At 66.1% G+C, this 14,724-nt stretch carries 11 protein-coding genes; 8 read left to right on the top strand and 3 right to left on the bottom strand.

Annotated features, from left to right (window positions below; translation table 11 throughout):
* Positions 1-80: 80 nt before the first annotated feature.
* Positions 81-977 (bottom strand): LysR substrate-binding domain-containing protein, encoded by an 897-nt coding sequence (locus APY03_RS23005; protein ID WP_068680406.1) that lies wholly within the window; start codon positions 975-977, stop codon positions 81-83.
* 103 nt (positions 978-1,080) lie between these two features.
* On the opposite strand from APY03_RS23005, the gene APY03_RS23010 reads away from it, so the two are divergent.
* From APY03_RS23010 to APY03_RS23020, 3 genes are all read left to right on the top strand, one after another.
* On the top strand, positions 1,081-2,247 hold the full coding sequence (locus tag APY03_RS23010; protein WP_068680408.1) for a mandelate racemase/muconate lactonizing enzyme family protein: 1,167 nt from the start codon (positions 1,081-1,083) through the stop codon (positions 2,245-2,247).
* Between the two features lie 28 nt (positions 2,248-2,275).
* Positions 2,276-3,253, top strand: a complete 978-nt coding sequence (locus APY03_RS23015; RefSeq protein ID WP_068680409.1) for a tripartite tricarboxylate transporter substrate-binding protein — start codon at positions 2,276-2,278, stop codon at positions 3,251-3,253.
* A 238-nt stretch (positions 3,254-3,491) separates the two neighbouring features.
* Positions 3,492-5,843, top strand: a complete 2,352-nt coding sequence (locus tag APY03_RS23020) for an NADP-dependent malic enzyme (protein ID WP_068680410.1) — start codon at positions 3,492-3,494, stop codon at positions 5,841-5,843.
* Positions 5,844-6,018: 175 nt separating this feature from the next.
* Here APY03_RS23020 and APY03_RS23025 read toward each other — a convergent pair whose 3' ends face one another.
* On the bottom strand, positions 6,019-7,584 hold the full coding sequence (locus APY03_RS23025; protein ID WP_068680411.1) for a methyl-accepting chemotaxis protein: 1,566 nt from the start codon (positions 7,582-7,584) through the stop codon (positions 6,019-6,021).
* Between the two features lie 360 nt (positions 7,585-7,944).
* Between APY03_RS23025 and APY03_RS23030 the strand changes: the two genes are divergently transcribed.
* Positions 7,945-8,439 (top strand): hypothetical protein, encoded by a 495-nt coding sequence (locus APY03_RS23030; RefSeq protein ID WP_068680412.1) that lies wholly within the window; start codon positions 7,945-7,947, stop codon positions 8,437-8,439.
* A 93-nt stretch (positions 8,440-8,532) separates the two neighbouring features.
* The gene (locus APY03_RS23035) at positions 8,533-9,012 is read left to right on the top strand and encodes a hypothetical protein (RefSeq protein WP_068680419.1); all 480 of its coding nucleotides are present in this window, start codon (positions 8,533-8,535) and stop codon (positions 9,010-9,012) included.
* A 14-nt stretch (positions 9,013-9,026) separates the two neighbouring features.
* Here APY03_RS23035 and APY03_RS23040 read toward each other — a convergent pair whose 3' ends face one another.
* Entirely contained in the window at positions 9,027-9,968 is a 942-nt protein-coding gene (locus APY03_RS23040) for a LysR family transcriptional regulator (RefSeq protein ID WP_068680420.1), read from the bottom strand.
* A gap of 144 nt (positions 9,969-10,112) precedes the next feature.
* On the opposite strand from APY03_RS23040, the gene APY03_RS23045 reads away from it, so the two are divergent.
* The 3 genes from APY03_RS23045 to APY03_RS23055 are packed head-to-tail and all read left to right on the top strand — an operon-like array spanning position 10,113 to position 14,682.
* Positions 10,113-12,248 (top strand): 3-hydroxyacyl-CoA dehydrogenase NAD-binding domain-containing protein, encoded by a 2,136-nt coding sequence (locus APY03_RS23045; RefSeq protein WP_068680421.1) that lies wholly within the window; start codon positions 10,113-10,115, stop codon positions 12,246-12,248.
* Between the two features lie 23 nt (positions 12,249-12,271).
* Positions 12,272-13,462: an acetyl-CoA C-acyltransferase gene (locus APY03_RS23050; protein WP_068680422.1), complete on the top strand. Its 1,191-nt coding sequence runs from the start codon at positions 12,272-12,274 to the stop codon at positions 13,460-13,462.
* A gap of 11 nt (positions 13,463-13,473) precedes the next feature.
* Entirely contained in the window at positions 13,474-14,682 is a 1,209-nt protein-coding gene (locus tag APY03_RS23055; RefSeq protein ID WP_068680424.1) for an acyl-CoA dehydrogenase family protein, read from the top strand.
* The last annotated feature ends 42 nt before the right edge of the window (positions 14,683-14,724 follow it).

The following is a 14,724-nucleotide window of genomic DNA, read 5'->3' on the forward strand; positions in this document are numbered from 1 at the left end:
CCACTGCCTATGCCGTTTTCGAAGGTGAGTGACCGCAATGCGGGGCGAAGCGGCGGTAGCCGAGGCGCGCTCAACGCCGATCAGCCGCCAACAGCCGTATTCCAGAAGGCGTTAGCAGCCTTCCCTAAAGGCTCGCTGTCGCGGTAGAGCCTAATTTCCAGCGGGACGGCCCACTCGCTACTGGCTGCAGCGACCAGGCGCCCTTGGCCAATGTCCTCCTCTACAAGCGTCTGCGGCAGCCACGCGATGCCCCTGCCATCGAGCGCCATCGTCCGCAGAACCGAGGCGAGGTGCGCGGTGAAGACGACTTGAACCGAAAGCGATTCCAGCCTGCGCCTCAGAACGGCTCGCATGATGCGTCCCAATCCCGATTCCTCCGTGTACTGGAGCACGGGAACCGCGCCGCCGCCTACCCCCAGTTGGTGGCGCGCGCTGCCTCCTTCGTTTGGTGCCGACACAGCGACCAGCACATCCTCGCCAATCCGAGACGAGCTGTAGGGCTCCGCGTCCAACGCGCCATGTGCCTTGCCGTGCGCGTGACTCAGCACGAACTGAACCTTGCTCTGCAGCATCAGTGCTTCGCAACGCTCGAGCACATCGGACATGAGCTGCACCGGCCCGAGCGTCGTGTGCGATTCGAGGCTTCGCAACCACCGCGGCAGGAATGTGAAGGAGAGTGCGTGCGTGGACGCGATGCGCAAAGTGACCGAGCTTGCCTCGGCGATCTTCTTGGCGTCGCCCGGCACGCGCGCCACCCTGGCGTTCAATTCCTGCGCCACGCCGGCAAACCACTCACCGACTTCGGTCAGCGTGGCGGGCTGCGAACTTCGGTCGAACAGGTCAGCCCCGATCCATTCCTCCAGCGCGCGGATGCGCCGGCTGAACGCCGGTTGCGAGCTGTGGCGGTCATCTGCCGCACGCGAGAAATTCCCAGTGGCCGCCAGCGCCAGGAAGCCGTCGAGCCAGATCAGATTCATTGCGGTTCGTCCAGCGCATAGAAGTTGAGAAATTGAACATTGGCCGAAAAAGTCGGCGAGGCCGACCATTCAGTCTCCCATTCAAACCCTCTTGAAGACAACCATGAAGATCGTCGAAATCCGCGAAAAGACCATCCCCATCAGCTCGCCCATCCGCAACGCCTACATCGACTTTAGCAAGATGACCCTGAGCCTGGTCGCCGTGATCACGGACGTGATTCGCGACGGCAAGCCGGTGGTCGGCTACGGCTTCAACTCGAACGGCCGCTATGGCCAGGGCAAGCTGATGCGCGAGCGCTTCATCCCCCGCATCCTCGAAGCCGACCCGGCCTCGCTGGTGGACGCCAGCGGCGACAACCTCGACCCGCACAAGATCTGGAACACCATGTTCACCAACGAGAAGCCGGGCGGCCACGGTGAGCGCTCGGTGGCGATCGGCACGATCGACATGGCGGTTTGGGATGCCGTCGCAAAGATTGAGGGTAAGCCCCTATTTCAACTGCTGGCCGACCGCTACGGCGACGGCAACCCGAATCGCAAGATCTTCGTCTACGCGGCTGGCGGCTACTACTACCCCGGGCAGGACCACAACAAGCTCAAGGACGAGATGCGCAGCTACATCGACCGCGGCTACACCGTGGTCAAGAAGAAGATCGGGGGTGCCTCTCTCGACGAGGATCTGCGCCGGATCGACTCGATCATGGAAGTCCTGCAGGACGGCCAGAAGCTCTGCGTCGATGCCAACGGCCGCTTCGATCTCGAGACCGCGATCGCCTATGCCAAGGCCCTGTCGCAGTACGACCTCTTCTGGTACGAAGAGCCGGGTGACCCGCTGGACTTCGAACTGCAAGCCGCGCTGCGCAACTTCTACAAGAACCCGATGGCCACGGGCGAGGATCTGTTCTCGATGCAGGACGCGCGCAACCTCATCCGCTATGGCGGCATGCGCCCCGACCGTGATTGGCTGCAGTTCGACTGCGCGCTGAGCTACGGCCTGGTGGAGTACCTGCGCACGCTCGACATGCTCAAGGAACACGGCTGGTCGGCCAGCCGCTGCATCCCGCACGGTGGCCACCAGATGTCGCTGAACATCGCGGCAGGGCTCGGCCTGGGCGGCAACGAGTCCTACCCGGACCTGTTCCAGCCTTTCGGCGGCTTCCCGGATGGCGTGAAGGTCGAGAACAGCTTTGTCACGCTGCCCGACCTGCCGGGCATCGGCTTCGAAGGCAAGGCGGATCTGTATCGCGAAATGCAGGCGCTCTCGGCCTGACGCCCAGCAACCCCAAGGAGATAAGACCATGATCAATCTTTGGCGCTGCGGCGCTGGCATCGCCCTGCTCGCGTCGGCCACGCTGGCCTGTGCGGACTTCCCCGAAAAGCCGGTCACGCTGGTCGTGCCGTTCGCAGCCGGCGGCCCCAGCGACAAGATCGCCCGGGACCTTGCCGAGGCGCTTCGCAAGCCACTCGGCCAGACGGTGATCGTTGACAATGCCGGCGGCGCGGGTGGCACCATCGGATCTGCAAAGGTGGCACGGGCCACGCCCGACGGCTACACGCTGCTGGTGCATCACATCGGCATGGCCACTGCGCCGGCGCTGTACCGCAAGCTCAGCTACAAGGTGCCGGACGACTTCGAGACCCTGGGCCTGATCAACGAAGCGCCCTCAGTGCTGATCGGCAAGCCCGGCTTGGCGGCCAGCAACTTCGCGGAACTGCGGCAATGGATCGCGGCGAACGGCGGCAAGGTGAACCTCGCCAACGCGGGGCTCGGTTCTGCGTCGCACCTGTGCGGGCTGATGTTCCAGAGCGCGCTGAAGACCAACATGACGCCGGTACCGTACAAGGGCACCGCCCCCGCGATGACCGACCTGATCGGCGGTCAGGTCGATTTGATGTGCGAACAGGCGACCAACGCGGTGCCGCAGATCGAGGGCAAGAAGGTGAAGGTCTACGGCATCACCAGCTTGCAGCGCCTGGCGCTCCCGGCGCTGAAGGATGTTCAGACCTTGTCGGAAGCCGGGTTGAAGGACTTCAACGTCCAGGTCTGGCATGGCTTGTACGCGCCGCGCGGCACGCCACCCGCGGTGCTGGCCAAGCTCAATGCCGCGCTGCGCATCGCATTGAAAGACCCAGACTTGATCAAGCGGGAAGAGGCGCTCGGCCTCACCGTGGTGACTGACGAGCGCCTCGACCCTGCCGGCCACAAGAAATACCTCGAAGCCGAAAAGACACGGTGGGCGAAGGTGATCAAGGACGCAGGCGAATACGCCGACTGACGTCAGCAAGAAAAGGCAGCGGGCCAATAGAGCCCGCGTCTTTCATTTGGACGGCACGGTAGACGGGAGACGGGCCTGCCAGCACTGACGGCCTGGTCGTCAGCATCCATGGGGTGCGCTGCGCTTCATACCTTTCCGGTCGAAATATTCAGCCATCGGTCGAACTGCCCGAGGCAGACGCAGCCAGACGCCCGAACACGCGGCCTGATCCGCCCGACAACAACAGCTCGCCATTCTTATGACCACCCTCGACAACACCGGCTTTCGACAAGCCGCACTCGACTACCACTCTCAGGCGCCCGCGGGAAAGCTTGCGATCAGCGCCACCAAGCCGCTATTCAACCAACGGGACCTGTCGCTCGCTTACTCGCCCGGCGTCGCCGCGCCATGCGAAGAGATCGTGCGCGATCCTGCCGCCGCCTTCAAGTACACCGCACGCGGGAACCTGGTGGCCGTGATCTCGAATGGCACGGCCGTCCTGGGTCTGGGCGACATCGGCGCCCTCGCCTCCAAGCCGGTGATGGAAGGCAAGGCCGTCCTGTTCAAGAAGTTCGCCGGCGTGGACGTCTTCGACATCGAGGTCGATGAGAAGGACCCCAAGAAACTGGTGGACGTGATCGCCGCGCTGGAGCCGACTTTCGGCGCCATCAACCTCGAGGACATCAAGGCCCCGGACTGCTTCTACGTCGAGCGCGAGCTGCGCAAGCGCATGAAGATTCCGGTCTTCCACGACGACCAGCATGGCACCGCCATTACAGTGGCCGCGGCCATGCTGAATGCGCTCAAAGTGGCTGGCAAGAAGATCGAAGAGATTCGACTCGTGACCTCGGGCGCTGGCGCGGCGGCGTTGGCCTGCCTGAACTTGCTGCTCAAGGTCGGCCTGAAACGGGAGAACGTCTTCGTAACCGACCTGGCCGGAGTGGTCTACGAAGGACGGGAAGAGCTGATGGACGAAGACAAGCGTCAGTACGCTCAGAGGACCAAGCTGCGCAAGCTCGCCGAGGTGATCGAAGGCGCGGACGCATTTCTCGGTCTGTCGGCCGGTGGCGTGCTGAAGCCGGAGATGGTGGCGAAGATGGCGGCCGATCCCGTGGTCTTCGCCTTGGCAAACCCGAACCCGGAGATCTCGCCCGAGGATGCCCGATCGGTCAGGGACGACATCGTCATGGCTACCGGGCGCGCGGACTATCCGAACCAGGTCAACAACGTACTTTGCTTTCCGTACATCTTTCGCGGCGCGCTGGATGCGGGAGCGACCACGATCACCGATGAAATGGAGATCGCGGCCGTGCGCGCCATCGCCGAGCTGGCCCAGGCCGAGCAGAGCGAACGCGTGGCCGCAGCCTATGCGGGCGAGAAGCTGAGCTTCGGCCGGGAATACCTGATCCCCAAGCCTTTCGATCCGCGCCTGATGACGCGGATCGCGCCCGCCGTGGCACAAGCGGCCGCCGACAGTGGCGTTGCATTGCGCCCGATCAGCGACATGAGCGCGTATCGAGCGAAGTTGGAAGGCTTCGTCTATGCCTCCGGGACCACCATGAAGCCGATTTTCGAAGCGGCCAAGCGTGCACCCAAGAAGCGCGTGGCGTACTGCGAAGGAGAGGAAGAGCGCGTACTGCGCGCGGCGCAGGTCGTGGTCGATGAACGGATCGCCCGGCCGACGCTGATCGGCCGCCCGGCCATCATCGCGCAGCGCATCGAGAAGTTCGGCCTGCGCCTGAATGAGGAGCTCGACTACGACATCGTCAACGTTGAACAGGATCGTCGCTACCGGGAGTTCTGGCAGACCTATCACCGCATGGGCGAGCGCCAGGGCGTGACGGTCCAAACCGCCAAGATCGAGATGCGTCGCCGCCTCACGTTGATCGGCGCCATGCTGCTTCACACGGGCGATGTCGACGGCATGATTTGTGGCACCTGGGGAACCACGCAGGTGCACCTGCCCTACATTGACCAGGTGATCGGCAAGCGCCCAGGGGGAGCAGACAGCACCGCGCAGAGCATCCCCATCTTCGCTTGCATGAATGGGCTGGTGCTGCCGGATCGCCAGGTGTTCCTGGTCGACACGCACGTCAACTATGACCCGACGCCCGAGGAGTTGACGGAGATCACCGCGCTGGCCGCCGAAGAGATGCTGCGGTTCGGCCTGAGGCCGAAAGTGGCTTTGCTGTCGCATTCCAACTTCGGCAGCAGCAACTCGCCCACGGCGCTCAAGATGCGCAGGACCCTCGAGCTGCTCCGGGTGCAGGCACCTTGGCTCGAGGTGGACGGCGAGATGCACGGCGACGTGGCGCTCGACGGCAAGCAACGCGCCGCGATGATGCCGCGCAGTTCGCTGGCTGGAGACGCCAACTTGCTCGTGTTCCCTAACCTTGATGCCGCGAACATCGCCTACAACCTCCTGAAGACCGCTGCCGGCGGAAACATATCGATCGGCCCGGTCTTGCTCGGTGCGGCGAAGCCGGTGCATATTCTCACGCCGAGTGCAACGGTGCGGCGAATCGTCAACATGACCGCACTGACGGTCGCGGATGCGAATGCAGAGCGCTCAGATCAGACCGCGCCAATTCCAGAGCAATTGCTTTCCTGAGAGTTCGACGCGCTCGAGGACCTCTTAAGACTCGAAGCAGACTCGTCGGCTCGAAGTGCGACTGACCGCTCCTGGCCGATCTGAGTCATAGATCGGGAGTCCAGGGTCTGGCAAAGCAAATGACAAGGTGTGGGAGGGGATTTGTCCACCCCTTCCGTGTCACAAGGCACGAAGCCTAGGCCGGGGCCCGCTCCAGCTTGAACACGCTGACCACCTGCGACAGGCCACCGGCCTGCTCCTGCATCGACTGCGCAGCGGCCGAAGCCTCTTCCACCAGTGCGGCGTTCTGCTGCGTCACCTGGTCCATCTGCGCGATGGCCTGGTTGACCTGCTCGATGCCGGCGGTCTGCTCCTGGCTGGCGGCGGTGATCTCGCCCATGATGTCGGTCACGCGGCGGACGCTGGCGACGATCTCCTCCATGGTCTTGCCGGCCTCGCCCACCAGCGCGGTGCCCGCGTCGACCTTGCCGACCGAATCATCGATCAGGCCCTTGATTTCCTTGGCGGCGGCAGCCGAGCGCTGCGCGAGGTTGCGCACTTCGGAGGCCACCACCGCGAAGCCCCGTCCCTGCTCGCCGGCGCGCGCGGCTTCCACCGCGGCATTGAGCGCCAGGATGTTGGTCTGGAAGGCGATGCCATCGATCACGCCGATGATGTCCACGATCTTCTTCGACGAGGCGTGGATCGAGGCCATGGTGTCGACCACCTGGCTCACGACCTCGCCGCCCTTCACCGCGACCTCGGAGGCCGACACGGCGAGCTGATTGGCCTGCCGCGCGTTGTCGGCGTTCTGCTTGACGGTTCCGGTCAGTTGCTCCATCGAGGCCGCGGTCTGCTCCAGCGAGCTGGCCTGCTCCTCGGTGCGCGAAGACAGGTTCTGGTTGCCGGCCGAGATCTGGCCCGATGCGGTGGCAATGGTGTCGGTGCCGCTGCGCACTTCACCCACCACCTTGGCCAGGCTGTCGTTCATGTCGCGCAGCGCCTGCATCAGCAGGCCGGTCTCGTCGCGCGAGCTCGCCACCACCCGGCTGCTGAGATCGCCAGAGGCCACGGTCTGCGCGACCTGGACCGCCGCGTTGAGCGGGCCGGTGATCGAGCGAGTCAGCAGGACGGCAGTCGCAACCCCGGCCAGCAGCGAGAGCCCGCTGATCAGCACGATCACCCACTTCGCGTTCCCGTAGGCGGCCTGCGCGGCAGCGACGCTCTGGTCGGAGCCTTCCTTCAGCAGCCTCTCGAACGCGGCCACGTGGGCGATCACCTGGGTCAGCAGCGGCATGCACTCCTGCGTCAGTGCGCGGATGGCCTCCTCGGTCCTTGCGGAAGTGGCGAGCGACACCACATTGCCAGCGACAGGCAGGTACCTGGCCTCGAGGGCCTGCAACTGCTCGAGCATGCGTCGCTCTTCCGGCGTCGAGGCGCCGGCCTGCTTCATGAGAGCCGAGAGCCTTTCCACGCCCTTGTCGATCTCCGCCTGGGAAGCCTTGACCAGCTCGAGGTCGTTCTTCTGAAGCGCCGGGTCGGTCACCAGCGCCAGGTTGCGCGCCGCGATGGCGCGCTTGCCGATGGCGAACTGCACACCGTTGAGCGCATACAGCTTGCCCGCCCCGATCTCGTTCGTGATGCGGATCTGGTCCGACAGCGTCGCCATCTGGCTCAGGCCGATGGCGGTGATGGCCAGTTGCAGCAACAACAGCAAGGCGAAGCCCAGCCCCAGCCGGGCGCTGATCTTCCAGTTCTTCATTGGTGGAGTCCCTCAAGAGTTGCGATGGCCCGCGCTCACGTGCGGTTGATCGATTCTTGGTGGAGCCGGGTGAAGGCAAATGGCCGATCAAGATTGGAAAAGGGCCTCAACTTGGCCTGCGCGCTGCGATGTCGGCGACCCGGAAGGTGCATCGAGGCCGGGTACCGGCGCTCAAGCCGGCGGACGGCGCGAACCGCCTCGATGCCAGCGGTCCTCTGAACGGTAGATGCGGGCGGTCCGACAAAGGGGTATGTTGGCGATCGAAGACTGCTGGCACCAGACGCAGAGTGGCGCCCGGGCGCTCGGCCACGCAGTCGCGTCCGGTATCGCTGCCAAGGCGGCGCCCCACAAGGAGCAGGCATGCAAGTTCGATTCCTTACGGGCACGAAGTGCCGTCAGGCCGTGTTGTCGTTCCTCGGCGCAGCGACATGGCTGAGCGCGATGGCATCCTTTCCGGCCGCGGCACAACACAAGGCCGGCGAGGCCGAACGCTCTGGCGAATCGCGCGCCGCTCGCAAACAGCCGCCCACGATCCTGGCCACGCCAGCCTTCTTCGTAAACACCAATCCACCTCCGCGCATCCTTTGCTCCGCGGTCAACCTCGGTAGCACCCCGCGAGAGGTCACCTTCACCTTGCGGCTAAGGTACGGGTTCGCCCCTCCACCCGCCATCCAGACCATCACGCTGCAGCCGAATGCCATCGCAGGCTTGGATGGAGGCGGCGGCGCCGGCAGTCCGGTACTGCCGGTTCGCGCCTCCTGCGAATTCCAGTCGAGCGACGTCACGTTGATCCGCGCGAGCGCCTCCGTGTTCGATGGCACCAGCAGCGTGCCGCAGTTCACCCCGGCCTACTGACGACCGAGAGCGCCTACAGAGAGACGTGCGGACGCTCGAACACGCGATCGCACCTGGCATCGCCGCCAAGGCGGCACCCCACAAGGAGCAGATATGCAAGTTCAATCCCTCACCGGGACGAAGTGCCGTCAGGCCGTGTTGTCGTGCCTCGGCGCAGCGGCATGTCTGTGCGCGATGGCGCCCGTTCCGGCCTCGGCACAACAGACGGCCGACGAGGCCGCAAGCTCTTCAAAGTTGCGGCCCGCCCGCAAGCAACCGTCCACGATCCTCGCGACCCCGCCTTTCACCGTGGCGATGACACAGCTGGCCGGTTGCTTCGTGGTCAACATTGGCAGCGCGCCCCAGGACGTCACCGTTACCATGCGGACGGACGACGGTTCTCCCCCGAGGAAAGGGACATTCTCGCTGCCGCCCCAAGGCGTCGAGGGGACAGAACAGGCTGTCAACCCGACGCAACCGGTTCAGATCTCCTGCGAGTTCCAGTCAAGCGACGTTACGGAGATCCGCGGCAGCGGCGCCGTATTCGAGGCCTCCTCCAACCGTCCAGCGCTGCAGATCATCCCGGCCAACTGAGAACGGCTGCGTCATCAAGAGCGGCATCGCAGCGGTGGCCGAGGCCGCGACGCTGGCGCCGCCACAGGCATCCCGCGCACCCGCTCCAGGATGAACTCGATGAAGGTCCGGGTCGCCCGCGTGTGCTGCCGGTTCGGCATGTACAGCATGAACATCTGCGTACCGAAGATGCTCAACCGCCAATCGTCCAGCGTGGTCACGACGGCGCCACTGCGCACATCGTCCTGCACCACGTAGTCGGGCACCAGCCCGATGCCCAGGCCGGCGAGGATGGCCTGGCGCAGGAACAGGAAGTTCTCGGAGATCAGCGTCGGCTCCAGCACCACCTCGCGCCGCTCCTCGCCCTGGTAGGCCGACATGCGCAGTTGCCGGCCGATCACGGCGGCCGTCACCACCGGCGCGCTGCTCAGCTGGTCGAGCTGCGTGGGCAGGGCGTGTTCCTGCGCGTAGTCGCTCGAGGCGCAGGCCACGTAGCGCACCGGGCCCAAGGCGCGCGCGACCAGGTTCTGCGGCGGCTCGGGGATCACGCGGATCGCAATGTCGACCTCGTCGCGCAACAGGTCCTGGATACGGTTCTCGAACAGCACGTCCAGCACGATGCCGGGGTAGCGACGCTTGAAGTCGATCAGCCAGTCGGACATCACCAGCTGCCCGTAGCCGCTGGGCACGCTGAGCCGCACCCGGCCCACCAGCCCCTGGCCCAGCGCCGAGGCCGATTCGCGCGCGGCCTGCAGCTCGCTCTGGATCGCCAGGCCGTGCTGGTAGAGCCGCTCCCCGATCTCGGTGGGCTCGGCGCGGCGCGTGGTGCGGCGCACGAGCTGGGCGCCGACCGAGCGCTCCAGCTGGTTCAGGTGGTAGCTGACGTTGGCGCGGCTCATCTTGAGCCTGCGTGCGGCGGCACTCAGGTTGCCGGCATCGAGGATCTCGACCAGCAGGGTCAGCGACTGCAAATCCATTGTGGCGGCATTCTGTCAAATATTCTTTGACAGTCTGTCAACAGCCCCGGGAATTGTCAAAACGCGACGGCTGTCCAAGAATGCTGGGTTCCCCTTCAGCCAATCGCGGACCCGCGCAGGTTCGCTTCCCACGGAGACGCCCCCATGGCCACCACCGCCGCTTCTTCATCCGTTCCCGAACCCGTCCGCTTCCAGCGCCAGGCGAATGTGCTGGTCGTGACCATCGACAACCCGCCCGTCAACGCGCTTGGCGTGGACGTGCGCCGCGGCCTGGTGGCCGCCATCGAGGCGGCCGAGGCCGATGCCGCCGTGGCCGCCGTGCTGCTGGTCGGCGCCGGCCGCAACTTCATCGCGGGTGCCGACATCCGCGAATTCGGCAAGCCACCGCAGCAGCCTTCGCTGCCCGAGGTCTGCGGCCGTATCGAGGGCTGCAGCAAGCTGGTGATCGCCGCGATCCACGGTGCGGCGCTCGGCGGGGGCCTGGAGATTGCACTGTCGGCGCACTACCGCCTGGCCGTGCCTTCTGCCAAGCTGGGCCTGCCCGAGGTGCAACTGGGCCTGATGCCCGGCTCCGGCGGCACCCAGCGCGCGCCACGGCTGATCGGCGTGAAGGCGGCGCTGGACCTGATGCTGAGCGGCCGCCACGTCGGCGCCAAGGAAGCGATGGCCCTCGGCTTGGTCGATCGCCTGGGCGAAGGCGCCGATGCATTGGCCGAAGGGCTGGCGCTCGCCCAGGAACTGGCCAGGCTCAAGGCGCCGGTGCGCCGCGCGCGCGATGCGACGCTGGCGCTGGTCGACAGGGAAGCGCAGCGTGCCGCACTCGAAGCGGCCCGCGCCGACACCGCAAAGAAGAGCCGCGGCCTCTTCTCGCCGATGAAGATCGTCGAGGCCGTCGAAGCCGCGCTCACGCTGCCCTTCGACGAGGGCATGGCGCTGGAGCGCAAGCTCTTCCTGCAGTGCATCGACAGCCCCCAGCGCGCCGGCCTGATCCATGCCTTCTTCGCCGAGCGCGAGGTGCTCAAGGCCCCCGAGACCAAGGCGGCGAAGCCGCGCCCCATCGAGTCGTGCGGCATCGTCGGCGGCGGCACCATGGGCGCTGGCATCGCGGTGTCGATGCTCGATGCGGGCCTGCCGGTGACCATGATCGAGCGCGACGAGCCCAGCCTCGCGCGCGGCCGCGCCCATGTGGAGAAGGTCTACGACGGCCTGATCCAGAAGGGCCGCATGACGGCCGAGGCCAAGGCCGCTGTCATGGCGCGCTTCTCGGGCTCGACCGCCTACGACGCGCTCGCGAAGGTCGACCTGGTGGTGGAGGCCGTGTTCGAGGACATGGCAGTCAAGAAGGCCGTCTTTGCCGAGCTCGACCGCGTGTGCAAGCCCGGCGCGGTGCTGGCCACCAACACCTCCTACCTCGACATCGACGAGATCGCGGCCAGCATCTCGCGCCCGGGCGACGTGCTGGGCCTGCATTTCTTCTCGCCGGCCAACATCATGAAGCTGCTGGAGATCGTGGTGCCGGCCAAGGTCAGTGCCGACGTGGTCGCCACCGGCTTCGAGTTGGCGAAGAAGCTGAAGAAGACGCCGGTGCGCGCCGGCGTGTGCGACGGCTTCATCGGCAACCGCATCCTGGCGGTGTACCGCCAGGCGGCGGACCACATGATGGAAGACGGTGCCTCGCCCTACCAGATCGACAAGGCGGTGCGGGATTTCGGCTACCCCATGGGCCCGTTCCAGGTGTCCGACCTGGCCGGCGGCGACATCGGCTGGGCCACGCGCAAGCGCAAGGCGGCCACGCGCGACCCGAAGGCGCGCTACGTGCAGATCGCCGACCGCATCTGCGAGCGCGGCTGGTTCGGCCAGAAGACGGGCCGCGGCTACTACCTCTACCCCGAGGGCGCGCGCACCGGCACGCCGGACCCGGAGGTGGAGGCCATCATCGACGCCGAGCGCCAGCGCACCGGCATCACGCCGCGCACCTTCACCGACGAGGAGATCATGCGCCGCTACATGGCCGCGATGATCAACGAGGGCGCCAACGTCGTGCACCAGCGCATCGCACTGCGCCCGCTGGACGTGGACGTGACCTTCCTCTACGGCTACGGCTTCCCGCGCCACCGCGGCGGGCCGATGAAGTACGCCGACACGGTCGGCCTGCCGAAGGTGCTGGCCGACATCCGCGAGTTCGCCAAGGAAGACCCGCTGTTCTGGAAGCCGTCGCCGCTGCTTGTCGAGCTGGTCGAACGCGGCGCAGACTTCGCGAGCCTGAACCAATCCGAGTAAAGCAAGAGCAGGAGACATTCATCATGCGCGAAGCCGTCATCGTTTCCACCGCCCGCACCCCGCTCACCAAGGCGCACCGCGGCGAGTTCAACGTCACGCCCGGCCCCACGCTCGCCGCCTTCGCGGTGCGCGCGGCGGTCGACCGGGCGGGCATCGACCCGGCGCTGATCGAGGACGCGATCCTCGGCTGCGGCTACCCCGAAGGCACCACCGGCCGCAACGTGGCGCGCCAGACCATCGTGCGCGCCGGGCTGCCGATCAGCATCGCCGGCACCACGGTCAACCGCTTCTGCGCCTCGGGCCTGCAGGCCATCGCGATGGCGGCGGGCCGCATCGTGGTCGAGGGCGTGCCGGCGATGATCGCGGGCGGCGTGGAGAGCATCTCGCAGATCCGCACCCGCAGCGCCACCGACAGCGGGGATTCAGGCATGGACCCCTGGATCGTCGAGCACAAGCCTGCCCTCTACCTCTCGATGATCGAGACCGCCGACATCGTGGCCCAGCGCTACGGCATCAGCCGCGAGGCGCAGGACCGCTTCTCGGCCGAGAGCCAGCGCAAGACGGAAGAGGCGCAACTCGCCGGCCGCTACAAGGAAGAGATCGTGGCCTGCACCACCACCATGGCGGTCACGGACAAGGAGACCAAGCTGGTCAGCTACAGGGAGGCGAGCGTCGACGCCGACACCTGCAACCGCCGCGGCACCACCTACGAGGCCCTGGCCAAGCTCGAGCCGGTGATGGGCGCCGGCAAGTTCGTCACTGCCGGCAATGCCTCGCAGCTCTCCGACGGCGCCTCGGCCTGCGTGCTGATGGAAGCCAAGGAGGCCGAGCGCGCCAACCTCAAGCCCATGGGCGCTTTCCGCGGCCTGGCGCTGGCCGGCTGCGAGCCCGACGAGATGGGCATCGGCCCGGTGTTCGCGGTGCCGAAACTGCTGGCGCGCAACGGCCTGAAGGTCGACGATATCGACCTCTGGGAACTCAACGAGGCCTTTGCCTCGCAGTCCATCTACTGCCAGGAGAAGCTCGGCATCCCGGCCGAGCGGCTCAATGTCGACGGCGGCGCGATCTCCATCGGCCACCCCTTCGGCATGACGGGTGCGCGGCTCGCGGGCCACGTGCTGATCGAGGGACGGCGCCGCGGCGCGAAGTACGCGGTGGTCACGATGTGCATCGCCGGCGGCATGGGCGCCGCGGGCCTGTTCGAAATTTTCTGAGGAGACCGTCGATGGACCTCAACTTCACCCCCGAAGAACAAGCCTTCCGCGACGAGGTGCGCCAATTCCTCGCCGAGAAGCTGCCCAGGCGCCTCTCCGACAAGGTTGCCACCGGCAAGCACCTGGGCAAGGCCGACATGGAGGAATGGCACGCCATCCTCAACGCGCGCGGCTGGCTCGCGAACCACTGGCCCGAGCAGTACGGCGGGCCGGGCTGGACCGCGGTCGAGAAGTTCATCTTCGAGAACGAATGTGCGCTGGCCCATGCGCCGCGCATCGTGCCCTTCGGCGTCAACATGCTGGGGCCGGTGCTGATCAAGTATGGCAACGAGGAGCAGAAGCGCCGCTGGCTGCCGCGCATCCTCGACGGCTCGGACTGGTGGTGCCAGGGCTACTCCGAGCCCGGCGCGGGTTCGGACCTGGCCTCGGTCAAGACCTCGGCCGTCAAGGGCGTCGATGCCCAGGGGCCGCACTACATCGTCAACGGCCAGAAAACCTGGACCACGCTGGGGCAGCACGCCAACATGATCTTCTGCCTGGTGCGCACCAACCGCGAGGCAAAGAAGCAGGAGGGCATCAGCTTCCTGCTGATCGACATGAAGTCGCCCGGCGTCGTGGTGCGCCCGATCATCACGCTGGACGGCGAGCACGAGGTCAACGAGGTGTTCTTCTCCGACGTGCGCGTGCCGGCCGAGAACCTGGTGGGCGAGGAGGACAAGGGCTGGACCTGCGCCAAGTACCTGCTGACCTACGAACGCACCAACATCGCGGGCGTGGGTTTCTCGGTGGCGGCGATGGAACAGCTCAAGGCCATCGCGGCCAAGCAGACGAAGAACGGCAGGCCGCTGTCGGAAGACCCGGCTTTCGCGGCACGCATGGCGCGCGTCGAGATCGACCTGGAGAACATGAAGACCACCAACCTGCGCGTGATCGCGGCGGTGGCCGGTGGTGGCGTGCCGGGCGCGGAAAGCTCGATGCTCAAGATCCGCGGGACCGAGATCCGCCAGGAAATCTCCTCGCTGATCCGGCGCGCGATGGGGCCGTATGCGCGGCCCTACGTCGAAGCGGCGCTGGAAGACGGCTTCGGCGGCACGCCCTTCGGCCCCGCCGAGGCGGCGCCGGCCGCGGCCAAGTACTTCAACAACCGCAAGCTGTCGATCTTCGGCGGCTCGAACGAGATTCAAAAAAACATCATCTCCAAGATGATCCTCGGACTGTGAACAAGCTCGCCCCCAGGTTGGCTCACTTCGTGTAGCCGCCCA

Source organism: Variovorax sp. WDL1, from assembly GCF_001541225.1.
GTDB lineage: Bacteria > Pseudomonadota > Gammaproteobacteria > Burkholderiales > Burkholderiaceae_C > Variovorax.